At 73.4% G+C, this 24,133-nt stretch carries 21 protein-coding genes and 1 pseudogene; 14 read left to right on the forward strand and 8 right to left on the reverse strand.

Features of this window, described 5'->3' with window-relative positions; translation table 11 throughout:
* Nucleotides 1-34 precede the first annotated feature (34 nt).
* Nucleotides 35-835, reverse strand: a complete 801-nt coding sequence (locus ACZ6AA_RS27820) for an SAM-dependent methyltransferase (RefSeq protein ID WP_471460653.1) — start codon at nucleotides 833-835, stop codon at nucleotides 35-37.
* 134 nt (nucleotides 836-969) lie between these two features.
* Complete coding sequence (locus ACZ6AA_RS27825; RefSeq protein ID WP_468456979.1) at nucleotides 970-1,818, reverse strand: GntR family transcriptional regulator; 849 nt, start codon at nucleotides 1,816-1,818, stop codon at nucleotides 970-972.
* Between the two features lie 456 nt (nucleotides 1,819-2,274).
* On the opposite strand from ACZ6AA_RS27825, the pseudogene ACZ6AA_RS27830 reads away from it, so the two are divergent.
* From ACZ6AA_RS27830 to ACZ6AA_RS27845, 4 genes and pseudogenes are all read left to right on the forward strand, one after another.
* Nucleotides 2,275-3,075: pseudogene (locus ACZ6AA_RS27830) on the forward strand (glycoside hydrolase family 16 protein); the annotation flags it as partial.
* Between the two features lie 113 nt (nucleotides 3,076-3,188).
* A complete protein-coding gene (locus ACZ6AA_RS27835) occupies nucleotides 3,189-3,743 on the forward strand; it encodes a GNAT family N-acetyltransferase (protein WP_471460654.1) in 555 nt (184 codons plus the stop codon).
* A complete protein-coding gene (locus ACZ6AA_RS27840) occupies nucleotides 3,740-4,150 on the forward strand; it encodes a GNAT family N-acetyltransferase (RefSeq protein ID WP_471460655.1) in 411 nt (136 codons plus the stop codon). Before ACZ6AA_RS27835 ends, ACZ6AA_RS27840 begins: the two co-directional genes overlap by 4 nt.
* Before the next feature lie 189 nt (nucleotides 4,151-4,339).
* Nucleotides 4,340-5,368 carry a cation diffusion facilitator family transporter gene (locus tag ACZ6AA_RS27845; protein ID WP_468456624.1) on the forward strand — a complete coding sequence of 343 codons (1,029 nt, stop codon included), beginning with the start codon at nucleotides 4,340-4,342 and terminating at the stop codon, nucleotides 5,366-5,368.
* A 36-nt stretch (nucleotides 5,369-5,404) separates the two neighbouring features.
* Here ACZ6AA_RS27845 and ACZ6AA_RS27850 read toward each other — a convergent pair whose 3' ends face one another.
* From ACZ6AA_RS27850 to ACZ6AA_RS27860, 3 genes are all read right to left on the reverse strand, one after another.
* The gene (locus tag ACZ6AA_RS27850; RefSeq protein WP_468482767.1) at nucleotides 5,405-6,028 is read right to left on the reverse strand and encodes a histidine phosphatase family protein; all 624 of its coding nucleotides are present in this window, start codon (nucleotides 6,026-6,028) and stop codon (nucleotides 5,405-5,407) included.
* A gap of 43 nt (nucleotides 6,029-6,071) precedes the next feature.
* Nucleotides 6,072-6,704, reverse strand: a complete 633-nt coding sequence (locus ACZ6AA_RS27855) for a LysE family transporter (RefSeq protein WP_468482768.1) — start codon at nucleotides 6,702-6,704, stop codon at nucleotides 6,072-6,074.
* A gap of 293 nt (nucleotides 6,705-6,997) precedes the next feature.
* On the reverse strand, nucleotides 6,998-7,525 hold the full coding sequence (locus ACZ6AA_RS27860) for a DUF4232 domain-containing protein (RefSeq protein ID WP_468456630.1): 528 nt from the start codon (nucleotides 7,523-7,525) through the stop codon (nucleotides 6,998-7,000).
* A gap of 350 nt (nucleotides 7,526-7,875) precedes the next feature.
* Between ACZ6AA_RS27860 and ACZ6AA_RS27865 the strand changes: the two genes are divergently transcribed.
* The 7 genes from ACZ6AA_RS27865 to ACZ6AA_RS27895 all read left to right on the forward strand — a co-directional run bounded on the left by ACZ6AA_RS27865 (nucleotide 7,876) and on the right by ACZ6AA_RS27895 (nucleotide 18,140).
* Nucleotides 7,876-9,255, forward strand: coding sequence for an ABC transporter substrate-binding protein (locus ACZ6AA_RS27865; RefSeq protein ID WP_471460656.1), 1,380 nt, complete (start codon nucleotides 7,876-7,878; stop codon nucleotides 9,253-9,255).
* A complete protein-coding gene (locus tag ACZ6AA_RS27870) occupies nucleotides 9,252-10,232 on the forward strand; it encodes a carbohydrate ABC transporter permease (RefSeq protein ID WP_471460657.1) in 981 nt (326 codons plus the stop codon). The genes ACZ6AA_RS27865 and ACZ6AA_RS27870 overlap by 4 nt, the downstream gene beginning before the upstream one ends.
* A 13-nt stretch (nucleotides 10,233-10,245) precedes the next feature.
* Complete coding sequence (locus tag ACZ6AA_RS27875) at nucleotides 10,246-11,058, forward strand: carbohydrate ABC transporter permease (protein WP_471460658.1); 813 nt, start codon at nucleotides 10,246-10,248, stop codon at nucleotides 11,056-11,058.
* A gap of 53 nt (nucleotides 11,059-11,111) precedes the next feature.
* Nucleotides 11,112-14,276: a glycoside hydrolase family 38 N-terminal domain-containing protein gene (locus tag ACZ6AA_RS27880; RefSeq protein ID WP_471460659.1), complete on the forward strand. Its 3,165-nt coding sequence runs from the start codon at nucleotides 11,112-11,114 to the stop codon at nucleotides 14,274-14,276.
* 152 nt (nucleotides 14,277-14,428) lie between these two features.
* A complete protein-coding gene (locus ACZ6AA_RS27885; protein WP_471460660.1) occupies nucleotides 14,429-16,171 on the forward strand; it encodes a class I mannose-6-phosphate isomerase in 1,743 nt (580 codons plus the stop codon).
* On the forward strand, nucleotides 16,171-17,022 hold the full coding sequence (locus ACZ6AA_RS27890; RefSeq protein ID WP_471460661.1) for an ROK family protein: 852 nt from the start codon (nucleotides 16,171-16,173) through the stop codon (nucleotides 17,020-17,022). The genes ACZ6AA_RS27885 and ACZ6AA_RS27890 overlap by 1 nt, the downstream gene beginning before the upstream one ends.
* 95 nt (nucleotides 17,023-17,117) lie before the next feature.
* Entirely contained in the window at nucleotides 17,118-18,140 is a 1,023-nt protein-coding gene (locus ACZ6AA_RS27895; RefSeq protein ID WP_471460662.1) for a LacI family DNA-binding transcriptional regulator, read from the forward strand.
* A 15-nt stretch (nucleotides 18,141-18,155) separates the two neighbouring features.
* On the opposite strand, the gene ACZ6AA_RS27900 is transcribed toward ACZ6AA_RS27895, so the two are convergent.
* The gene (locus ACZ6AA_RS27900; protein WP_471460663.1) at nucleotides 18,156-18,848 is read right to left on the reverse strand and encodes a B3/B4 domain-containing protein; all 693 of its coding nucleotides are present in this window, start codon (nucleotides 18,846-18,848) and stop codon (nucleotides 18,156-18,158) included.
* 106 nt (nucleotides 18,849-18,954) lie between these two features.
* Nucleotides 18,955-19,554, reverse strand: a complete 600-nt coding sequence (locus ACZ6AA_RS27905; protein WP_468456647.1) for a LysE family translocator — start codon at nucleotides 19,552-19,554, stop codon at nucleotides 18,955-18,957.
* A 28-nt stretch (nucleotides 19,555-19,582) separates the two neighbouring features.
* On the opposite strand from ACZ6AA_RS27905, the gene pdxR reads away from it, so the two are divergent.
* A complete protein-coding gene (pdxR, locus tag ACZ6AA_RS27910; RefSeq protein ID WP_468482776.1) occupies nucleotides 19,583-21,157 on the forward strand; it encodes a MocR-like pyridoxine biosynthesis transcription factor PdxR in 1,575 nt (524 codons plus the stop codon).
* Between the two features lie 165 nt (nucleotides 21,158-21,322).
* Entirely contained in the window at nucleotides 21,323-21,982 is a 660-nt protein-coding gene (locus tag ACZ6AA_RS27915; protein WP_468456651.1) for a GntR family transcriptional regulator, read from the forward strand.
* Here the strand turns inward: ACZ6AA_RS27915 and ACZ6AA_RS27920 are convergent.
* A complete protein-coding gene (locus ACZ6AA_RS27920) occupies nucleotides 21,979-22,410 on the reverse strand; it encodes a MarR family winged helix-turn-helix transcriptional regulator (RefSeq protein ID WP_471460664.1) in 432 nt (143 codons plus the stop codon). The genes ACZ6AA_RS27915 and ACZ6AA_RS27920 overlap by 4 nt on opposite strands.
* 114 nt (nucleotides 22,411-22,524) lie before the next feature.
* On the opposite strand from ACZ6AA_RS27920, the gene ACZ6AA_RS27925 reads away from it, so the two are divergent.
* On the forward strand, nucleotides 22,525-24,012 hold the full coding sequence (locus ACZ6AA_RS27925; RefSeq protein WP_468456655.1) for an MFS transporter: 1,488 nt from the start codon (nucleotides 22,525-22,527) through the stop codon (nucleotides 24,010-24,012).
* Nucleotides 24,013-24,133 lie beyond the last annotated feature (121 nt).

Consider the following 24,133-nt stretch of genomic DNA (forward strand, 5'->3'; position numbering starts at 1 on the left):
GCCTCGGCCGTCCCGCTCGCGATGCCCGCGGACGTCACCCGCGCGGGGCCCCGGGGACACGCGCCACACCCACGTAGAAGCCGCTCAGCTCACGCTGCGGGGCGGGCCCGTCCTTGAACCACTCGGTGGCGGTCACCAGGCCGGGCTCGACGAGGTCCAGGCCGTCGAAGAAGCGCTCCACCTCGGCGCGCGAGCGCATGCGCAGCGGCACCCGGCCGTCCTTGTAGGCGGTCGAGACGGACTGCTCCAGCTGCGGGTGCTCGTCGGCGGTGCCGTGCGAGAACATCAGGTAGCTGCCGGACGGCAGGGCGTCGACCAGGGTGCGCGCGAGCCCGTACGGGTCCTCGTCGTCCATGATGAAGTGCATCAGCGCGATCAGGGACAGCGCGACGGGCTTGTCGAAGTCCAGGAAACCGCGGGCGTGTTCGAGGATCGCGCCCGGCTCGCGGACATCGGCCTGGATGTAGGTGGTGGCACCCTCGGGCGTGCTGACCAGCAGGGCCTCGGCGTGCCGCAGCACGATCGGGTCGTTGTCGGCGTACGCGACCCGGGCGGCGGGCGTGATCGCCTGCACGATCTGGTGCAGGTTCGGCTCGGTGGGGATGCCGGTGCCGATGTCCAGGAACTGGTCGATGCCCTGGCCCGCCAGCCAGGCCGCCGCGCGCTGCATGAAGGCCCGGTTGCGCCGCGCGTTCTCGCGCGCCTGCGGCGGCAGCTTCTGCGCCAGCTCCTGATCGACCAGGTAGTTGTCCTTGCCCCCGAGCAGCCAGTCGTAGACCCGCGCCGGGTGCGGCTTGCTGGTGTCGATCACGTGAGGGTCGGATGCTGCCGTCATACGTGACTCCAGTGCGGGTGGGGCCGGGAGGGGCCGCGGCGCGGATGATCAGGATTATGCCAGCGCACAGGGGGTGGTACGACGGGAGTTCGGGACTCGAACAGGTGCATGGGCAAGGGGTGGGGCGGCCGAGGTCACGCCTGGTCCGGCGTGTCCTGTACGTCGCCGAGGGTCGACGCGGCCAGGGGGTCGCCCTCGGCGAAGTCGCCGGGCGGGATGCCGGGGTGGTGGCCGCCGGACGCGGTGTCGGGCGGGGTGGTGGGGTCGAGGGCGAGGCGGGACACGATGCGGTAGCGGTCGCCCCGGTAGAGGGAGTGGACGTACTCGACCGGCTGGTCGGCCGCGTCCGTGGTGAGGCGCTCGAAGAGCAGGGCGGGGGACAGCTCGGGCACGTCAAGGAGGCGCGCCTCGGAGCGGGTGACGACGGTCGGCTCGATCGTCTGCGTCGCCTCGTGGACCCGTACGCCGTGCCGCTCGCGCAGGTGCGCGTACAGGTCGCCCGACTCCAGCTCGCGCGCGGTCAGACCCGGCACCAGATCCGCCTTGAGGTGCAGGTGCTCCACGGCCATCGGCGTGCCGTCGACGAGCCGCTGCCGCGCCACGTACACGATCCGCCCGGCCGGTGACATCCGCAGCCTGCGGCCCACGCGGGCGCCGGCCGGGACGGTGGTGAACTCAAGGAGGCGGCTCGACCAGGCGCCCGCCGCCTGTGGCACCGACAGCGCGGCGCGGCCCGAGACCAGCTCCTGGGTGATCTTCTCCGGCGCGACGAACATGCCGCGGCCGTGCTCGCGGACGAGCAGGCCCGCCGCGACGAGCTCGTCGACCGCGGCCCGCAGCGTCGGCCGGGACACGCCGAGGCGGGCGCACAGGGTGCGCTCGGAGGGGATGCCGTCACCGGCCTGCCGGGACTCGATCAGTTCCAGGACGAAGTCGCGCACACGCTCCCGCTTGAGCACCGTCCCCGGTGCGTCGGTCTCCATGGCGTCCTCCGTCACCTCGCTGGTCAGGTGAAGTGTAGCCATGGGGTCGGTGTACGGAACCTGTCAACTCGATACCAGAACAGGTGAGTTGAGGGATGTGCGGTCTCGCGCGCCCAGGGTTGACGGGTCCCTGGTGCCGTGCCACCTTCATTCACCGGCAAGAGGTCAACTGACCAGTTGCCCAACTGGTCAGTTCGAGGGTCGTCGGACCGGCACGCCGACCCGACCGGTTTCCCCCACCGTTCCGGAGAGGAACGCCCCGTCATGACCCAGCACTTGACGCCCGCATCGCCCCCGCCTCCCGCCCCCGCCCGGCGCCCGCGTCGCCGTGCCGCTGCCGCCCTGGCCTGCGCCCTCGGCTGCGCCGCCCTCGCCGTCCTGCCCGCCGCCGCGTCCGCCGCGGACTCCCCGCGGGGCGACTCCCGGTCGGCCGACGCGCGCGACGCGGCCGACGCGGTCCTGTTCGACGACTTCTCCTACACCGCCCACGACGACCCGCGCGTCTCCGCGCACGGCTGGAACGTCCGCTCCAACTCCGGCGGCCCCGGGGTGCCCGGCGCCTCCTGGGTGCCGCGGAACATCACGTTCTCGTCGACCGGCGGCACCTCCGTCATGGACCTGGAGACGAAGACCGCGGGCACCGCCGCGAGCACCGAGCAGACCGAGATCCTCACCCGGTCGACCAAGTTCAGGAACGGCACCTACGCGGCCCGCGTGAAGTTCAGCGACGCCCCGGCGTCCGGCCCCGACGGCGACCGCGTCGTCCAGACGTTCTTCACCATCAATGACCTCAAGGCCCCGATGGCGGACGACTACGCCGAGTACGACTTCGAGTACTTGCCCAACGGCGGCTGGGGCGAGCCCGGCAACATCCTGTACACGACGTCCTGGGAGACCTACGACCCCGACCCCTGGCAGGCCGTCAACCAGCACACCGAACGCCGCGAGAGCTTCGCGGGCTGGCACGACCTCGTCCTCACCATCGACGACCGGGCCATCACGTACTACATCGACGGCCGGCACTTCGGCACCCACGACGCCGCGTATCTGCCCGAGCGCCCCATGTCCATCAACTTCAACCACTGGCTGATCGACCTCGCGGGCCAGCCCGCCACCCAGCCCCGCTCCTACCACCAGCAGGTCGACTACGTCCTGCACGTCAAGGACCAGGTCCTCACCCCGGCACAGGCGACCCAGCGGGTCGCGGCGTACCGGGCCGCGGGCACGGCGTTCGAGGACACGGTGCCGACGCCGTAGCGCACACGCCGGCCCCGGGCGCGCATCGGGCGGGACCGCCCAGGAGAAGCGACGGGCCGCGCTGTGCTGGGGGAGAAGTGACGGGCCACTGTGCTGGGTGCTGGGATGAGCCCATGACAGCACCACAGCCCACGCCACCCCGGACGACCCCTGGCCGTACGGCGGTCGACTGGCCCGTCTCCCTCACGACATCGCGCCTGACCCTGCGCCCCGTCGAACAGCAGGACGTCCCCGACGCGGCCCGCCTGTGGACGGACCCGGAGGTACGCCGCCACCTCGGCGGCCCGGTCACGGAGGACGTCGTGCGCGCCCGCAGCGAGCAATGCGCGGGCGCGCCCGGCCTGTTCAGCGTCGTACGCACCGCCGACGGCGCGGTCCTAGGCCTGGCCGTCGCCGAGCCGGACGCCCGCGACGGCCGCACAGAGGTGTCCTACCAACTCCTGCCCGCGCACTGGGGCCACGGGTACGCGCGCGAGGCCGTCGCCGCCGTCGTGGCCTGGGCCCGCGAAGGCGTCCGATCCTCCGCGCCCGGCGTGGTCGCGGTGACACAGCGCGCGAACCTCCGTTCCACACGCCTGCTCGAAGCCCTCGGCGCCCGCGAGACGGACACCTTCGTGGAGTGGGGCGAGCCGCAAGTGCTGTACGTGTTCGGCCCGGAGGCCCCATGACCGTCACGCTGCGCGTGGGTGCGACGGGTGGGGTGCCCGGCATGGTGCTGCGGCCGTGGGAGGACGGGGACGCGGCGGCGCTGATCGACGCGTACCGCGATCCTGTGTTGCGGCGGTGGACGCGGATGCCCGTCCGTGACCACGCCGACGCCGCACGCTGGTTGGCGGTGCGGCACGAGGGGTGGGCCAGGCAGGACTACGTCAGCTTCGTCGTCGAGGAGGAGCGCGGGGGCGGTGGGCGGGAGCTGGTGGCCAACGTCGCTTCGTGCCGAGTCGCGGGGAACGCCGGCTACGAACTGCACGCGGTGCTGCCCGTCAGGCCGCCGTTTCCCGCGCCGGGGCATCTGCACGTCAGGCGGCGTGTCGTGCCGGAGGCCGCGCGCAAGGGGGCGGTGGTCGGTGGATGAGGAAATGGGTCGGTGGGCAACGGCGTTAATCGGCCGTTGTCCCGGCGGTTAATTCGGGCGTTTCGCGGAGGCCGCGGGGCCCGTAATTCCGGCATTGAAAACGGTCACCGATGCAGCCTTTGCGGACCTCGTCGATCTGCGCTTGACTGCCGTGCGTCGGATTCCGAGACCAGCCGGGGGGACCTTCCTGTGGGGCACGCTCACACGCACCACGACGGGCACGATCACCAGGCAGGAGGCCATGGCGGGCACAGTCATGGCGTCTCCGCCGACGCCGACCGGCGGTGGCTTTCGCTGGCGCTTGTATTGATTGGCGTTTTCATTTCGGTGGAGACGGCGATCGCATTCATATCCGGTTCGCTTGCGCTTCTGTCCGATGCCGTCCACATGCTCACGGACGCTTTCTCCATCATCCTCGCCCTGGTCGCGATGCGGCTGGCCGCGCGGCCCGCGAAGGGCACGTACACCTTCGGACTCAAGCGTGTCGAGATACTCTCCGCGCAGGCCAACGGCCTCACCCTGCTGCTCGCCGCGGTGTGGCTCGCGTACGAGGCCGTCGTGCGGCTGCTGCACCCGCCGGAGGTCACCGGCTGGATGGTCCTCGCCACCGCGCTCACCGGCGTCGCCGTGAACCTCGCGGCGACCTGGTGCCTGTCCAGGGCCAACCGCGCCTCGCTGAACGTCGAGGGCGCCTACCAGCACATCCTCAACGACCTGTTCGCGTTCATCGGCACCGCCGTCGCCGGTGTCGTCGTCATGACCACGGGCTTCGCCCGCGCCGACACCATCGCCACGCTGTTCGTCGTCGTCCTCATGGTCAAGGCGGGCTGCGGGCTGCTGCGCGACTCCGGCCGCATCCTGCTCGAAGCGGCGCCCGCGGGCCTCGACCCCGACGCCATCGGCGACCGGCTCGCCGCCGCGCCCGCGGTCGCGGAGGTCCACGACCTGCACGTCTGGACCATCACCTCCGGCGAGCCCGCCCTGTCCGCCCATGTCCTCGTCCACCCGGGCGGCGACTGCCACGCCGTACGCCGCGACCTCGACCACGTCCTCGCCGAGACGTACGGCCTCACCCACACCACGCTCCAGATCGACCACGAGGACGACGCCCCGCACCCCGCCGCCGCGTCGGCGTCCGCGTCCACCGGCGTCGCGACGGCACCCCACTGCGCCAACGGCCACGGCCCCACGCACCGGCGCGAACCGCACGCCCACTGACGGCCGGGTGGCGCCGTCGGGCGCCGACCGGCGTGCTCAGACATGCAGTTCGGGCGGCAGGCCGGTCCAGCGGAGCTCGGGCGGAAGATGCCCGGTGTCGTTGTAGAGAAGCAGGGACGCCGGGCGGCCGGGCGCGTAACGGATCACGGTGAGGCCCGCGTTGGTGTGGTTCAGGCCGAGCCAGCGCCACGCGGGCGCGTCGAGCGCGGCGCGCACCAGCCAGCCGATGAGGAAGTTGTGGGTGACCACCAGCTCGTGGCGGGGCGCGTCCCCCTCGACGGGGCCGGTGAACCGGTCGAGGGCCGCCTGCGCGAGGGCGGGGCCGCGCTCCCGCTCGTCCGCGGGGAAGGCGGCGAGCCGGTCCAGCACGGTGGCGTCCGAGTCCCGCGGCAACTCGTCCCGGGTCGGCAGGTGCGGGATGTAGTCCCCGGCGGCCTCGGACAGCGTGAGGGGGACGTCGGTGAGTTGGCCGTGGACGAGGCCTGCCGTCTGCGCGGCGCGCGGCAGGGGGCCGTGGCTGATCTCCGCCAGCGGGATGCCGCGCAGGCGCTCGCCGAGGAGGACGGCCTGGCGGCGCCCGCGGTCGGTCAGTTCGGACTCGTCCGGGGATGCCTCGCCGTGCCGGGCGAGATAGAGGTAGCGGGCGGCGGTCGCGGTCATCGAGGTGCTCCTGGGCGGTGGACGGGGACGGTTCCGGCGGGGGTCATGGGGCCGGGACCAGCAGGTGGACGGCCAGGGCGACGATAAGCGCGCTGGACGCCAGCGCCGTGCCGAGGCGGCCACGGCGGCCCGTGAGGACCCGGCCGACCAGCGCGCCACCCCCGGCGAGCAGCAGTTGCCAGCTCGCGGACGCGGCGAAGGCGGCAAGGGTGAACACCGCCTGGCCCAGGCGGTCCGGCGCCGCGTCGGTCTGGCTGCCGACGACGAGCGCGGCGAAGTAGATGACGGTCATCGGGTTGAGCAGCGTGAGGGCGAGCAGGCTCGTGTACGCCCGGGCGGGAGCCACCGGGTTCTCCTCGGTCCGTCCGGCCGTGTGCGGTCGGCGGTACGCGGCGAGGGCCTGCGTGGCCGAGCGCAGCGCCAAGGCGATGAGGACGCCCGCGGAGACCCAGCGCAGCGGGCCGATGAGCGGGCGCACGACGGGGGCCGCCGCCGCGCCCGCGACCGTGGCGACCAGCGCGTACACGCCGTCGGCCGTGGCCACCCCGAGCGCCGCGCAGGCGCCGGTCCGCAGCGAGGTGCGCGCGGTCAGCGCCATCAGGTGGGCCGCGACCGCCCCGACCGGGACGGCGATGCCATACCCGGCGAGGAGGCCAGCGACCAGATACCCGGTCACCGTCGCGGAAGCGTCGGCCCCCACCGTCGGCCGGACCGCTGCTGCCGCTCCACCGGACGACCGGTGGAGGCGGGCGACAGCGGGGCGGCGGGGAGCGTGCTCAGGGGCACGCGCGGGATGAACGACATGCGGGGATCGTGTGGCGCGGGCCACCGCCCGGGCAAGTGAATTTGTGCGGTGCGGGGTGGCCGGAGGCACCCGGCACCCGGCGCGTCCTCGGCGTCAGCGCGCCCACGTGACCGCGCCCACACCACCACCCCGGGGCCACCGCGCCCCCGCCACAGGCCTCCACGTCACCGCGTAGCGTTCGCCAGCGCCGCGTCCGCCTTCGCCCGCGACGACTTCCACCACGTCGTCACCGGCTCCCACACCCGTACGCCCTGGGGCAGGCCGAGCGCGTCGTCGGTGAACTGGCGGCCGCGGATCGAGGGGTCGCCCGCGACGGTCACGAAGTCCACCAGGCGGGCGGTGGTGTCGCTCGGGTCGGCGGCGGTGCGGACGGCGGCGTACGCGGTGCGGCCCGCGGCGACGCGGTACGGGGCGCTCTCGGTGGCCGGGACCGGCTGCGCCGCGCCGTCCAGCGTGCCGAAGGTGACGGTCGGGATGCGGTCGACGGCGCAGGCCTTGGTGGTCTTGTTCTTGATGCTGATGCGGAGCACGCCGGGCTTGGCGGCGGCGGCCGCCTTCACGGTGAGCGCGGACGCCTTGCAGGTCGCCAGGCGCTCGGCGGCGGCGGTCGGCTGCGCCCCGGCCGAGGGAGCGAGCGTGAGGAGTGCGGCCCCGGCCGTGGCGGTGAGCGCGAGGAGCGAGCGAGTACGCATGGTGCGGTGTCCCTTGTTCGGTACGTCGACAGTCGGCGTGTGCGGTGGTGCGCATGGATGACCGACGGGAGCGCCGCCTGGTTGCATCGACTCCGGCATTCGGGTGACCCGGCGGAATCCAGGCCCCACCCGTGCCCTCAACCAGCGTGAGCATGGCCACGTTTGACGGTGTGTCGGACGGGACCCGAGACGCCTCGCCCTCGGCACCCTCCGGCGCGCCCTGGCGCGATCCCGCCCGTCTCTCCCGCGCTCCCTTGACATCCGCCCGCGTCGCCACGACGCTCCATCACGCTCGTGTTAACGCTAACACCGGGCCGGGACACACCCGGGAAGCACCTGGGGGGCCACCCATGTCAGGCCGCACGCCCAGCACGCCCAGCACAGCGAGTTCACCCGGTACGCCGAGCACACCCGGCAGGCCCACACCCACGCCCGCCGCGCCCACCCTCACCCGCCGCACCCTCCTCACCGCGTCCGCCGCCACCATCGGCACCGCCGCGATCGGCACCCTCACCACCGCCTGCGGCACCGCCTCGGGCCAACCGGCGGGGAAGGTCGCCGTGTTCGGGGACAGCGCGGCCTGGTCGGCACCGATGGCCGCGGCGGGGGCGGCCATGAAATCGGTCGCGGGGCTGCGGCTCGTCCCGGAGGTCAACCCGTCGCTCGAGGCGTTCGAGCAGGTGGTGAAGTCCTCGCTGCGGACGAGGAAGACCCCGGACCTGCTCAAGTACTGGTCCGGCTACCGGCTCCAGGACCTGGCCCGCACCGGCGGCATCGCCGACCTCACCGACCAGTGGGACACGGCGGTCGGCCGGGGCTGGGCCGACAGGTCCCTGCGGGAGGCGTTCACGTACCGCGGCCGGGTGTACGGGCTGCCGATGAACCTCGCGTACTGGGTGTTCTTCTACAACCCCGAGGTCTTCGCGGAGCACGGTCTGAAACCCCCGGCGACCTGGGGCGACTTCCTCACCGCCGCCGACCGCCTGAAGCGGAACGAGGTCACCCCGCTGCACGGCACGGCCGACGGCCGCTGGCCCTCGTTCATCTGGTTCCAGGAGATCCTCAGCCGCCAGGACCCGCGGTTCTACGACGACTTGATGAACGGCCGCGAGAAGTACACCGACCCGCGCGCCGAACGCGCCCTGCGCACCCTCGCCGGGTACTTCGACAAGGACTGGTTCACGCCGATGGACATGAACCACGTCGACGCCGCCGCGGCCGTCGTGCACGGCAAGGTCGGCATGCTGCCGTGCGGCACCTGGCTCGGCTCGACCCTCACCGCCGCGGGCGGCAAGCCCGGCAAGAACGTCGGGGCGTTCGTGCTGCCCATGGCGGACCCCGCGGCCCGGCCCGCCATCATCTTCGAGTCCAGCGCCCTGGTCGCCACCGTCAAGGGCCCCGACCGCACCGAGGCCCTCGAGGCCACCAGGAACTGGCTTCACCCCACCGTCCTGAAGGCGTTCTCGCATACCCTCCAGGACGGCTGCCCCAACCCGCGGGTCCCCGCCGCCAACCCCGTCATCGCCTCGCTGGCCGAGAAGGTGCGCGGCGAACGGCTGCGGCTGCTCAACCGGTTCTGGGAACAGGGCCCGCCCGAGCTGGTCGAGGCGACCGTCGACGACCTCGCGGGCTTCCTGCTGAACCCGTCCTCGTACCGCAAGGTGCTGCGCACCATGCAGGAGCGAGCCGACGAGGCCTGGAAGGTGTGGCGGGAGGCGGCGCGGACATGACCGGGACCACCACCCCCGCACCGGCCGCGGCGACGGCCGCCAAGGCGCACCGCGCCCGCCGTCGGATCCCCACCCGCACGCCCCACCGGGCCGTCCGCCCCCGCGCCCGCCGCGGCGGGCCGCTGGCCGCGCTGCCCTGGGCACTGCCCGCCTTCGCCTTCGTCGGCGTCCTGCTGGTGTACCCGTTCTTCCGCAGCGTGTACGGCAGCTTCTTCGAGGACAACGGATTCACGAGCAGCTACACCGGAATCGACAACTACACCCGGCTCGCCGACGACCCCATCTTCGGCCGGTCGCTGCTCAACACCCTGATGTGGGTGGCCGGGACACTGCTCCTGCCGGTGCTCCTCGGACTGCTGATCGCGGTCGCCACGCACCGGACGCGGTTCGGGGGCGTCGCGCAGCTCGTCATCGTGCTGCCGTTCGCGATCTCCACCGCCGCCACGGCCGTCCTGTGGAACTTCATGCTGACGTCCGACGGCGCCGTCAACCAGTTCCTGCGCGGTGTCGGCCTGGACTCCTGGGCGCAGACCTGGCTCCTTGAGTGGCCGCAGAACACGCTCGCCCTGATCGTCGCGTCCACCTGGCAGGCGACCGGCATCAACGTCGTGCTGTTCGCCATCGGTCTGCGCGCCATTCCCCGGGACACCGTCGAGGCCGCCCAACTGGACGGGGCGAGCGGCTGGCGGATGTTCCGGCACATCACCCTTCCGCAGCTGAGGGCGGTGACCGTGGTGGTCGTGGGCATGGCCGTGGTGAACAGCCTCAAGGCGTTCGACATGATCTGGATCCTCACCAAGGGCGGCCCCTCGCGGTCCTCGGAGACCCTCGCCCTGACCATGTACCGCGAGGCGTTCCGGCTCTTCCACGTGGGCTACGGCTCGGCGATCGCCCTGGTCCTCTCCATGATCGTCGTCGCCTCGTCCTGGGCGTATCTGCGCCACCAGATGCCCGACACCGGCTGGGCGAAGGCCTGAGGAGGGGGTGGCCGTGGGACGCGTCGTACGTCGTCTCTTCGTCGCAGGATGCGTGGCGCTGTGGCTGATCCCGCTGTATCTGCTCATCGTCAACGCGCTGACGCCGTCCACCGCGTACGAGGGCAGGCCCGACTGGACCTTCCAGGGCTTCGCCTTCGTCGACAACGCCCGGACCGCCTGGACCGAGGTGGGCATCGGGGACAGCTTCCAGGCCTCGCTCCTGTACTCCGTCGTGTGCGGCCTGCTCGCCGTGCTCGTCGCCGCGATGGCGGCCTTCGCCGTCGTCGTCCTGCCCCTCCCCAGGCCCGCGTTCTGGTTCTGGCTGATCTACTCCGGGACGCTGTTCCCGCTCCAGATCTTCCTCGCGCCGCTCTTCGGCCTGTACGCCGACGCCAACCTGTACGACACCAGGCTCGGCCTGATGCTGGTGTACATCGCCTGGGCGATCCCCTTCGCCTTCTTCCTGATCCGCAATCAGATGACCACGATGCCACCGGAATTGACGGAGGCCGCGTTGATCGACGGGGCGTCCTTCGGGCGGATCTTCTGGCAGATCCACGTGCCCCTGATGCGGGCGGGGCTCGGCGCCGCCTTCATCTTCCAGTTCACCGCCGTCTGGAACGACCTGCTGCTCGGCATCACCCTCAGCCGCAGCGCCGACGTCCAGCCCGTCATGGCCGCCCTCACCACCCTCAACAACGCCTACTCCTCCGCGGGCCCGCCCGTGATCCTCGCGGGCGCGCTGATCGTGTCCGCGCCCACCCTGCTGCTCTTCCTGGTGTTCCGCGGCCTGTTCCTGCGCGGCATCACCGCATCCGCCCGCTGACCGCCCGCTGTCCGACCCCGATTGCCCCGCCGACCGCCCCGGGAGAGATCCGTATGACCACACGGGCCCTGGTCCGCACCACCGACTGGGACAACGACCGCATCCGCGCGAGCCTGCGCGCCGGAGTGGTCAGCGCCGAGGGAGCGCTGAACGGCCGCGTGCTGCGGCTCACCGAGGAGCCCCTGATGCGCCGCGCCGCCGACGGCACGCTGCTGCAGTCGCTGCGCGTCGAACCCGTCAACGGGGCAGCGTTACCGGGCGAGTTGGAGGTGCGCACCGAGTCGGGGACCGCGCTGCGCACCGAGCGCGTCCCCGGGCCCGGCCCCGCCGTGCGGCTGCTCCTGCCCGCCGTCACCGCGCCCACCCGCGTCACCGTCGCCCTGCCCGACGGCGGCGAGGGCATCGGCGTACAGCTTTCGCCGCAGCGGCAGTGGACCATCCACCTGGTGCACCACTCGCACCTCGACATCGGGTACACCGACCCGCAGGGACTGGTCCTGAACGAGCACCTGTCGTTCCTCGACTCCTGCCTGGAGCTGACGCGGGCCACCGACGACTGGCCCGCCGAGTCGCGGTTCCGCTGGTGCGTGGAGTCGCTGTGGTCCTTCGAGCAGTGGGCGCGGTCCCGTCCCGCGGAGCAGGTCGACGAGCTGATACGCCGGGTGGGGGAGGGGCGCATCGAGCTGACGGCGCTGCCGTTCAACCTGCACACCGAGACCTGCTCCACGGACGAGCTGCACGAACTCCTGCGCCTGGCCCACGACATCCGCGACCGCTACGGCGTGCGCTTCACCTCCGCGATGCAGACCGACGTGCCCGGCGCGGTGGTGGGCCTCGTCGACGCCCTCGCCGCGGCGGGCGTCAGCTATCTGTCCGTCGCCCACAACTGGGCGGGCCGCTCGGTGCCGCACCTGGTCGGCGGCGAGAAACTGCCCCGCCTCTTCCGCTGGCGCGCGCCCAGCGGCAACAGCGTCCTGGTGTGGATGACCGACACCCCGCACGGACTCGCCTACATGGAAGGCCCGCTGCTCGGCTTCGACACCGCCTACGCCGACGTCGACGACCTGCTGCCCGCCTATCTGACGTCCCTGGCGAGCCACCCCTACCCCTATCGCGGCGGCATCTTCGGCTGGGCCATGGACCAGGAGGACATCAAGCGCGAGCCCTACCCCTGGGACGTCCTGCACCTGCGCGTCCAGGGCAAGTTCGGCGACAACGCGCCGCCGCGCCGCGTCATCGCCGACACCGTGCGGCGGTGGAACGAGACCTGGGCCTACCCCCGCCTCCGGCTCTCCCGCAACGAGGACTTCTTCCTCGACGCCGAGGCCAGGCTCGGCGACGAGATCGCCACCTTCGAAGGCGACTGGACCGACTGGTGGGTCGACGGGGTGGGCGCGGGGGCACAGCCCCTGTCCCTGGCCCGCACCGCCCAGTCCGCGGTCGCCGACGCCCAGACCATCGGCGCGTTCGCGTCCCTCCTCGACGCCACGGGGGCCGAGGACGACACGCGGGACGCCGCCGGGGTCTACGAAGCGGTGTCGCTCTTCGACGAGCACACCTGGGGCGCCGGCGACCCGTGGACGCACGGCGACGAGGGCGGCCACAGCGGCGAGCAGCAGTGGCACTGGAAGTACGGGCAGGCGCTGCGCGCCCACGACGACGGCACGTCGCTGCTGCACCGGGCGAGCGCCCGGCTCGGCCAGCGGCTGGCCGCCGCGCCGGGCGCCCTCGCCACGTACCACGTCGTCAACACCTGCTCCTGGCCGCGCACGGACGTCGTGCGGATCTTCCTGCCGGAGAGCAGCGTGCCGCCGGCCCAGGCTGTGGCCGTTCGGGACGGCCGCAGCGGCCGGCGGCTCGCGCACGAGGAGCGGGCGCAGACCAACGAGGACCACCGGGACGCCGGGCGGTTCCTCGTCGTGCGGGTCGACGAGGTGCCGCCCGCCGGTTCCGTACGCGTCGAGGTCGTCGCCGCCGACACCGACCCCCGCGACACCGCAGCGACCCCCGTCGTCAAGGCGGCCACCGGCTGGAACCCGACCGGCGGCACCGAACGCGAGGATCCCGCCGACACCGCCGCACAGGCCCTCGTCCACCCCGACCCGACGCTCCTGGAGAACGAGCACCTCGCCGTCCGCGTCGACCTCGCGCACGCCTGTGTCGCCTCGGTCATCGACAAGTCGACCGGACGTGAACTCGTCCGCACCGACCCCGTCGTCGGCTTCAACGGCTACTTCCACGACAGCTACACCACCTCCGGGGGCTTCAACCACAACTCCAGCCGCACCACCGCGTCCGACCGCCTCGAACACCTCGGGACCCGGGCCGTCGCCCCGCCCGCCGCCCTGATCGCCCGGCACTCCACGGCGACCGCGGAGACCCTCACCTACGAGACCCGCCCGGCGGGCGCCAATCGGCTGCGCACCACGCTGACCCTGCCGCGCGGGGTGCCCCGCCTCGACATCGAGAACCGCCTCGACAAGGACCGCACCCTGGGCAAGGAGAGCGCCTACTTCGCGTTCCCCTTCGCCTTCGACGACCCGGTCGTCCGCATGGAGGCCTCCGGCGGCGTCACCGGCACCGGCCTGCCGGTGGTGCCCGGATCCGCGCGCCACATGCGGGCCGTGCGCCGCTGGGTGACCCTCGCGGACGGCGGGGGAGCGGTCGCGTGGTCCTCGCAGGACGCGCCGCTCGTGCAGTTCGGCAACGTCGCGCTGCCGTACGCGCCGTTCCCGAAGACGATGGGCCACGACGAGCCCGCCACCGTCTTCTCCTGGATCCACAACAACCTGTGGGACACCAACTTCCCGAGCGCCCAGGGCTTCGAGCTCACGTTCCGCTACAGCCTCGCGTGCGCGCCCACAGCCGACGGGCTCGGGCCGCGCACCGCCGCCGCGTTCAGCCGCCCCCTGCGGGCGGTCCGGGCACGGGGTCCGGTCGCCTCCGGCGCGGCTGCGCACGCCTTCGTCGAGCTGGACGACCCGCGGGTGCGCCTCGTCGGCGCGACGGTGCCGCGGCCCGGTGAGGTGCTGCTTCGCCTGCAGTCGTTCGCGCACGAGGCGGTGGACTGCCGCGTCCTGACCCGCTTCCCGGTGGCCGCCGCGTACCGGGCGGACTACCTCGGCACGAAGGGCGCCGCACTCGACCACACGGACGGCACGACGACGCTCGCCGTCCCGCCCCTCGCGACGGCGGCCCTGCTTCTCGTACGCCCCTGAAGCACGGCGCGAACCAGCGCGCGCCCTCGCCCTGAGCACCGCAGGAAAAACCGCACGAAGCACCGCACGAGGCACCGCACGAAGCACCGCACGAAGCACCGCACGAAGCACCGCAGGAAGCACCGCAGGAACCTCCGCACGAAGGAGAACGCGTGTACCGGCTCGACCCGCGTTACGGCCCGGCACCGGGGGCCGTGATGGCCGCCGGATGGCGCGCCGTGGCCGCACAGCTGCCCGAGGGCCCGTCGACGGTCGCCGTCGACGGGCCGCCGTCCGTGGACTTCCCCCGCCTCGTCGCCCGCCTCACCGCCGAACTCGCCGCCACCGGCGTGCGCGTGGACACCCTCGACGTGACCGCGCACCACGCCCCGCCCGACGAGGTGCGCCGCCGCACCGACGACGGCACCGGCGACCCCTACTACCGCGCCCTCGCCGACAACCCCCTCACCGACCTCTTCGACGCCCTGCCCTGGCCGGAGCCGCCCGCGGACGGCCTGCTGCTCGTGCACGGCCCCGGCGCGGCCCTCGTCCCGCACGACCGCCTCTGGTACGCGGACGTGCCCAAGCGGTACGCGGAGGCCGCCGTCGCCGCGGGCCGCGGAGACAACCTCGGGCTCCCCGGCGAACCGGCCGACCTCAGGCGCCTGTTCTACATCGACTGGCCCATGCTCGACCGCCACCGCGACGCCCTCGCCCCGCGCGTCGATGCCTGGCTCGACACCCAGGACCCGGGCCACCCCGTGTACCTCGACGGCCCCGGCCTGCGCGCGACGCTCCGCGCCCTCGCCCGGCGCCCCGTGCGCACCCGCCCGTACTTCAACTCGACGCCGTGGGGCGGGCACTGGGCCCAGCGCGTCCTCGGCTTCGACCCCGGCGCCCGCAACACCGCCCTCGGCTACGAACTCATCGCCCCCGAAGCGGGAGTCCTCGTCGGCACCGGCTCCGCCCTGCAGGCCGAGATCCCCTTCCAGCTCCTGTGTGTCCTGCACCCCGGCCAGCTGCTCGGCCCCGACGTGCACGCCCGCTTCGGCACGTCCTTCCCGATCCGCTTCGACTACCTGGACACCGTCGACGGCGGGAACCTGTCCGTGCACTGCCACCCCCGCGAGCGGTACATGCGCGAACGGTTCGGCTGGCCCTACACCCAGCACGAGACGTACTACCTGACACACGGCGGCCCCGGCGGCCGGGTCTTCCTCGGGCTGCGCGAGGACGCCGACGTCGACCTGTTCCGCAAGGAGATCGAGGAAGCCGCGCAGGACGGCGTGCCGATGGACCCCGAGGACCACATCCTGACCTTCCCCGCCGAACAGGGCCGCCTCTTCATGATCCCCGCGGGCACCCCGCACGCAGGCGGCGCCGGCAACCTCGTCCTGGAGATAAGCGCCACCCCCTACCTCTACAGCCTGCGCTTCTACGACTGGCTGCGCCCCGACGCCGACGGCAACCCCCGCCAACTCCCCTACGAGCACGGCCTCGCGAACCTCGACACCGACCGCCGCGGCGAGGCCGTCGCCCGCGACCTCGTCCAGGAACCCCGCCTGCTGCGCTCCGGCGACGGCTGGCACGAGGACGTCATCGGCGCGCTGCCGGAGATGTTCTTCGAAGTACGGCGGTACGCCCTGGACCCGGGCGCCGTCGCCGACGACGACACGGCGGGCCGCTTCCACGTCCTGAACGTCGTGGCGGGCGAGGGCGTGGAGATCCTGACGGCGGCGGGGGACCGGCACCCGCTCGCGTACGCGGAGACGCTCACCGTGCCCGCGGCCGTCGGCGCGTACCGGATCGCGGCACGTGGCGGGGCGGCGAAGGTGGTGAAGGCGCTGGTCCGGCCCCTGGCGGCGGCCGCGCAGGCGTGCCGCCCGGGCCCGCCCCGCCGGGACGCGGGCCGCTGATGCGGGCCGTCCTCGAGATCGGCGGCACCCATGTGACCGCCGCGCTGGTCGACCCCGGACGGGCTCGCGTGCTGCGCCGCGCGCACCGGGACCTCGACCCGCGCGGCACCGCCGAGCACGTCCTCGGCACGGTGGTGCGCTGCGCCACCCGGCTCGACGCGCCCGCCGCCGCGCTGTGGGGCGTCGCCGTGCCCGGCCCCTTCGACTACGACAAGGGCATCGCACGCTTCGAGGGCGTGGGCAAGTTCGACGACCTGTACGGCATCGACGTGGGGTCGGTCCTGCTCGACGGCGTGTGGCCGCGCCCCCGTGGGGCCCTGTTCCTCAACGACGCCCACGCCTTCGCCCTCGGCGAGTGGTCGGCGGGGGCGGCACGCGGGCACCGGCGCTGCGTGGGCGTCACGCTGGGCACGGGGGTGGGCTCGGCGTTCCTCGTGGACGGGCGGGTGTGCCACGAGGGACCGGGGGTGCCGCCGCTCGGTCGCATCGACCTGGTGACCGCGCACGGGCGGCCGCTGGAGGAGTCGGTGTCGCGCCGGGCGCTCCTCGCCCGCTACGGTGACCGCCGCGCGGAGCTGCACGACATCGCCGGACGGGCCCGCGCGGGCGAGGCGCGCGCGGGCCGCGTCCTGCACGAGGCCCTGACCACGCTCGGCACGGTCCTCGCCCCGCACGTGCGGGACTTCGGGGCCACGGCCCTCGTGGTGGGCGGGGGCCTGGCCCGGTCCTGGGACCTCGTCGGGCCTTCGCTGCGCCGCGCGTTGGGGGACACGTCGGTCTGCGTCCGCGTGGGCGCGCTGGGTGCGGACGCGGGGCTCGTGGGGGCCGGGGCGTACGCGGGAGCGGGGTGAGAGCAGGGCCGTCGGGGTACGCAGAGGACCGGGCCGTCGGAGCACGCGAGGAGCGCGCCGCCGGGGCCCGGCAGGACGAGAGGAACGCGAGCCCCATGCCCGTACCACGAGACCCCGGGGCCGGGCAGCCCCCCACCCTCCGCGACGTCGCCGAGCGGGCCGGGGTGAGCGCGATGACGGCGTCCAGGGTCCTGCGCGACGACCCGCGCGTGCTGCCCGCCACCCGCGACCGCGTCCGCGCGGCGGCGGCCGCCCTCGGCTACCGGCCCAACGAGGTGGCCCGCAGCCTGCGCCTCGGCCTCGGCACGGGCCTGGTCGGCCTGGTCGTCACCAACCTCGCCAACCCCTTCTACTCGCGGCTCGCCCTCGGCGTCGACTCCGTCGTCGCGGCCGACGGTCTGAAGACGGTCATCGGCAACACCGGCCAGGACCTGGACGGCGAACGGGACCTGGTGGCCGACCTGGTGGCCCGGCGCGTCGACGGCATCATCGCCGTGCCCGCGGGCTCCGACCAGCGCCACCTCGCCGCGGCGGCGGCCGAGGGCGTCCCCGTGGTCCTCGCGAGCCGCCCGCCCGAGGGCTTCGACGCCGACTGCGTCCTGGTCGACGACTTCGGCGGCGCCCGCGCGGCGACCGCCCGGCTGCTGGCCCACGGCCACCGCAGCGTGGGCTTCCTCGGCTCACCGCCCGCCGTGTACACCGGCACCGAGCGGCTGCGCGGATACCACGCCGCCCACGCCGCCGCGGGCGTGCCCGCCCGCACCCGCCTCGTCCGCCAGGGCCAGACCGAACCGGCCGAGGCGGAGCGCGCCGCCGCCGAACTCCTCGCCCTGCCCGAGCCGCCGACCGCGCTGTTCTGCTCCAACAACCGCAACACCATAGGAGCGTTCCGGGCCCTGCGTGCCACCGGCGCGGACACCGCCCTCGCGGGCTTCGACGACTTCGAACTCGCCGACGCGCTGGGGCTGCCGCTCACCCTCGTCACGTACGACAGCGACGAGCTGGGGCGCGCGGCGGGGCGCCTCCTCATGGAGCGGATACGGGAGCGGAAGGGCGGGGGAGCGGGCGCGTACCGGCGCGTGGTGCTGCCCACCGACCTGGTGGAGTACGGGAGTTGAGGTGTCGGTCGGGCCTCAGAACTCGAAGCGCCGCGCCGACCGGGACAGCACCGCCGACGTGGTCTCGACGCCCCAGACCCCGCGCAGCTCCGCCGTCAGCGCGTCCATCAGCTTCGCCACGTCCGCCGGAGCCGACTCGTGCAGCGCCTCCACCACGATCAGGACGTCCGTCGTGGTGTCGCGGACCGCGGAGTGGCCGCTCTGCCGGTTGGTCCAGCGCCTGGCGTGGGCACGGCGGGCGTCGTCGGCGAAGATCACCTCGCGTGGGTCGGGATGCTCCTCCGACCCGGCGAACGTCTCGTAGACCTCGTCGCCGTCGGCGTACCGGACTTCGAGATCCCCGGAGATGAGGGAGACGTCGAAGACACCGACCGGGATGCCGTACGCGAGGGACGCGGCGTTGCAGAGGTCGATCAGGGGGTGGATGCGGGGCAGGGAGCCCTCCTTGCGGAAGCGGCGCAGGAGGGATTCGGAGGCGCAGCGGTACTGGGTCGGCTTGAGGCCCATCGCGGCGAAGGCGCGCCGCCAGGCCCGCACCTCGGGCAGGCCGCTCTCCTGCGTGGCGGCGAGCCGTTCGGCGGCCGCCGCGCCGAACGCGGCGACGGGCCGGTCGACCGACACGTCGGCGGTGATGCCCCGAGTGGCGATCACTCCGGGGACCAGCTGGGGGAAGTCCTGCCAGACGTCGCTCGCATGCTGGAAGTGCACGGTGTTTCCGTTCGGGAGAGGGCGGGTGGGGGCGGGGAGGTCGGGAGGAGGGGGCGGGAGATGCGCGGGCAGGGGGCCGGGGGCGGCGGGGCGATGCGGGGCGTGGTCAGAGGAGGGCGAGCTTGAGGCCGAGCGCGGCGAACGCGCCCGCGAAGACGCGCCGCAGCCACGCCATGACCCGGGGCCGCCCGATCACGTGGTCGCGCACCGCCGCGGCGAACACCCCGTACAGCGTGAACACCACGAGCGTCACCAGCATGAAACAGGCGCTGAGTTCGGCCATGCGCAGGAAGCTGTGGGGATCGTTCTTGTCGACGAACTGCGGCAGGAAGGCGAAGAAGAAGACGGTGAGCTTCGGGTTGAGCAGATTCATGAGGATGGCCGACCCGATGACGTCGGCGACCGAGCGCGGCGCGCCGTCCCGCTCGGCCGCGAGGTCGCTCTTGTCGCGCAGCGTCCTCCATGCCATGAAGAGCAGATACGCCACCCCCAGGTACTTGAGCGTCTGGAACGCGAGGGCACTGGTGTTGAGCAGCGCGGCGAGACCCGTGAGCGCGGCCAGCATGTGCGGCACGATGCCCACGGTGCACCCCACGGCCGCCACGACACCGGCCCGGGTGCCCCGTGAGAGACCGGCCGCGACGGTGAACAGCACGCCGGTGCCGGGCGTCACGGTCAGGATGAGCGTGGTCAGCAGGAACTCCATGGCTTGACTCTCCCGCCACAATGGATCCATGAACAGGTCCAATGGATCTCCCTCCGACAGGTCCATAACGCTGCTCGGCAGGACCGTGGCCGCCTCCGACTTCCTGCAGCTGAACCCGGCCGACGCCCCCAGGGGCGGGATGGCGGACTGGCTGGCCCGGCAGATCCGGCGGGCCGTGGCCGAGGGGCTGCTGCCGCCCGGGAGCAGGCTGCCCGCCACCCGGGTGCTCGCCGATGAGCTGGGCGTCTCGCGGGGTGTGGTGACCGAGGCGTACCGGCGGCTGACGGAGGACGGGCACGTGGAGGGGCGGGGGCGCGCCGGGACCGTGGTTCTGGCGGCGCCGCTCGCCCGGCCGACGGAGGGTGGCCGGGCGGGGTCCGGTCAGGTGGGGCGACGGGCGGGAGAGCGCGGGGCCGGGGAGCGCAGGGGCGCGGCGCGCCGGACGGGGGTGCGTGACAGCGCGTCAGGGGAGCGGGCGCTGTTCGACGACCCCCTCGACACCGGCGTCTTCGACGCGCTCCGCGCCGCACCCGCCCGCGTCGACCTCTCACCGGGCCTGCCCGACCTCGCCGCGTTCCCCCGCGCGGCGTGGCTGCGCGCCGAGCGCGCGGTGCTCGCCGGACTCGTACCGTCGGACTTCGGCTACGGCGACCCCCGCGGCACCCCGGCGCTGCGCCGCGCCGTCGCCCGCTGGCTCGCCCTGAACCGCGGGATCGCCGCCGACCCGGACGAGGTCCTCGTCGTCGCGGGCACCGCCCAGGCGCTCGGCCTGCTGGCCCTGGTCCTCAAGGACGAGGGCGTCACACAGGTCGCCCTCGAGGACCCCAGCTCCCTGGGCATCCGGCAGCACCTGCGCAACTCCGGCCTCCAGTCGCCGCCCGTGCCCGTCGACGAGCGGGGCGTCCGCGTCGACGCGCTGCGCGCCACCGGAGCCCGGGTCGCGCTGCTCACCCCCGCCCACCAGTTCCCGACCGGCGTCGTCCTCGACGGCGTCCGGCGCCGCGAACTCACGGACTGGGCCCGGGACGGCGGACTGATCATCGAGGACGACTACGACGCCGAGCACCGCTACGACCGCCCGCCCGTGCCCGCGCTGCGCTCCACCCTCGCCGACCACGTCGCGTACGCGGGCAGCGTCTCCAAGCTCCTCGCGCCCGCCCTGCGCGTGGGCTGGCTGCTCGCCCCGCGCCGCTACCGGGACGCCCTCGTCGACGCCAAGCGCTTCGCCGACCTCGGCAACGCGGCCCTGCCCCAGCTGGTCCTCGCCCACCTCATGGAGTCCGGTGAGCTGGAGCGGCATCTGCGGTTCCTGCGCCGACGCCACCGCGGCCGCCGGGACGCCATGATCGCGGCGCTCGCGGACCGGCTGCCGGGAGCCGTCGTCCACGGCGCCGCCGCGGGCCTGCACCTGACGGTCACCCTGGAGCCCGGCCGCGACGACACCGCGCTGGCCGCGGCCGCACTGGAACGCGGCGTCAAGGTGCAGCCCCTGTCCTGGCACGCCCAGCGCCCGGGGCGGCCCGGCCTCGTCCTCGGCTACGCGGCGAGCACGCCGTCGGACATCCGGGAGGGCGTGTCGGTCCTCGGGGACCTGCTCCAGTGAGCGGACGGCCTGATTCTTCGCCGGTGGCATGGACGACCGGTGGCATGGGCGCCTCGTGGCATCGACGACCGGTGGCATTGACGAACCGTCACCCCGCTTCTACCTTCGACCCGTTCAGTCGTACGCCATATATGAGACGTGATACGTGAGAGCCGAGAGGCAGGCATGACCTCCGCGCCCGTACCGATCCCCTCCCGCACCCAGTTCGTGCAGGAGGCGATCAAACACCGCATCCTCACCGGGCAGTTGACGCCGGGGCAGCCCCTGGTCGAGGCCGAGCTCGCCGCGTCGTTCGGGGTGTCCAAGACGCCGGTGCGCGAGGCGCTCAAGACGCTGGCCGGTACCGGGCTCGTCGTGATGAACCAGTACAAGGGCGTCACGGTCCGCACGGTGGACGCGGACATGGCGCATGAGGTCTACGACGTACGGCTGCTCCTCGAACCGGAGGCGCTGCGGCGCACGGTGCGCGGCGAGGCCTGCCTGGACGCGGCGGCCGAGGCGCTGGCCCGTGCCGACGAGGCCGCGGACAGCGCCGAACGCTCCCTCGCCAACAGGGAGTTCCACCGCGCCCTGTATCTGCCGTGCGGCAACCCGCTGCTCGGGCGGATGCTCGACGAGGTCCGTGACCAGGCCGCGCTGGTCTCCGCGGTCGCCTGGGCCGCCGAGCCGTCCTGGCGGCGCGAGGCCGCCGAGCACCGCGAGATCCTGCGGCTCGCCCTGGCGGGCGACGGCGACGGCGCGGCGAGCGCCCTGCACGCGCACATCGCGTCGTTCGTGGAGCGGGCCTTTCCCGGGGGCGGGGCGGCGGCACGGGGCGGGCGCTAGCCCTCCTTGCCCGTGAACACGCGCCCGAGGAGGGCGTACAGCGTCGCCCTCTCCTCGTCGTCGAGCGTGGCGAGGCCCGCCGTCGTCGTGTGCATGGTGGCGCGGATGGTGTCGATGGTCTGCTCGCCCTCGGGGGTGAGGACGACGTTCTTGACGCGGCGGTCGCCGGGGCTCGGCTCGCGGCGGACCAGCGAGCGCTTCTCGAGGCGGTCCACGATGCCCGTCATGTTGGAGGCGTCGCAGGCCAGCGTCTCGGCGAGCACGCGCATCGCGGCGGGGCCGCGGCGCAGCACGGTGAGCGTCTTGGCCTGGCTCGCCGTGAGGTTCTCACGGGTGGCCGCGGCCGTGAAATCGCCGTAGTAGGCGCCTAGCGACACCGAGAGCAGCTCCATGAGCTGGCCCGTGCCGACGCGCGGGTGTCCTGGCATGTGATCCACCTTACGCCCAGAAACTTGACCATCTCAAATATTGACGTCTACCGTAAAGGCATTACTTGAAGTTCTCAAGCTTCTAGGTTCTTAAGTAGTTGGGAAAGAGTTTCCGTGTCTCACGCACAGCACACGGCCCCCGCACGGGCTTCCGGGCAGACCGCGGTCGTCCTGGTGCTCGGGCTCGCCGCCATGGTCGTCTCGATGATGCAGACGCTGGTCGTCCCGATCCTCGGGATCATCCAGAGCGAGCTGGACGCCACCACCGCCAACGTCAGCTGGGTGACCACGGCCACGCTGCTGTCCGCCGCCGTCTTCACGCCCCTCCTCGGCCGCTTCGGCGACATGCACGGCAAGAAGCCGACCCTGGTCGGCGTGCTGCTCGTGATGATCGCGGGCTCCGTCCTCGCCGCCACCACGACCTCGCTGACCTGGCTCATCGTCGGCCGTGTGATGCAGGGCGCGGCCACCGCGATCTTCCCGCTCGCGCTGTCCGTGCTGCGTGAGGAGATCAAGCCGGAGAAGCTGCACGGCGCGATGGCCCTGGTCAGCGGCACGCTCGCGTTCGGCAGCGGCCTCGCCCTGGTCGGCGCGGGCCTGCTCACGCAGGGCTCCGACCCCGACTACCACCGGGTCTTCTGGCTCGCCGTCGTCCTCGCCGTGGTGGCGCTCGTCGGCGTGCTGTTCGTCGTGCCCGCCTCGCGTTCGAAGACGGGCGGCCGCACCGACTGGCTCGGCGCGCTCACCCTCGCGGCGCTCCTCGTGCTGCTGCTCCTGCCGATCTCGCAGGGCCACGAGTGGGGCTGGACGTCCGGCCGCGTGCTCGGCAGCTTCGCCGCCGCCGTCGTGATGGCGGGCGTGTGGGTGTTCACCGAGAAGAAGGTGAAGGAGCCGATGGTGGACATGGAGATGTTCACGCACCGCCCCGTGCTCTTCACCAACCTGGCGGGCCTGCTGCTCGGCTTCGCGATGTTCGCCCAGTTCATCGGCGTCTCGTACCTGGTGCAGATGCCCGAGCAGCTGGCCGGCTACGGCTTCGGCGCCTCCGTGCTCGACGCCTCGGTCGTCTACCTCCTGCCGACCACCCTCGTCTCGCTGGTGGGCGCCCAGTTCGGCGGCGTCCTGGTCCGCCGGATCGGGGCCCGCGTCACGCTGGCCGCCGGTGCCGCCTTCGGTGTGATCGGCTTCGCCTGGCTGACCCTGGCGCACGGCACCACCGCCTCGGTGATCGGCGCGGGCATGGTCGTCGGCCTCGCGATCAGCTTCGGGTACGCCGCCATGCCGGCGCTCATCGTCGCCAGCGTCCCGGCCCACCAGACGGGCATCGCCAACGGCATCAACTCCATCTCCCGCTCGGTCGGCAGCGCCATCGCGAGCGCCACCATCACCTCGCTGCTCGCGTCGAAGACCATCAAGCTCCCGGCCGGGATGCCCACGCTGCCCGAGGAGAGCCAGTTCACGCTGAGCTTCGCCATCGCCGGAGCGGCCTTCGTCCTGGTCGCGGCGGTCTCCCTGCTCGGGCTGAAGGCGGCCCACGCGCCGCGTACGCCCGTGCTGCGGAAGATGGCGGAGTCGGAGACCCCCGAGCGCGCCGGGGTCTGACCCCCCGGAACCACTCGGATCGGAACCGGGGGGGGGGGGGGGGGGGGGGGGGGGGGGGGGGGGGGGGGGGGGGGGGGGGGGGGGGGGGGGGGGGGGGGGGGGGGGGGGGGGGGGGGGGGGG

It is taken from the genome of Streptomyces sp. NPDC040610, assembly GCF_055594065.1.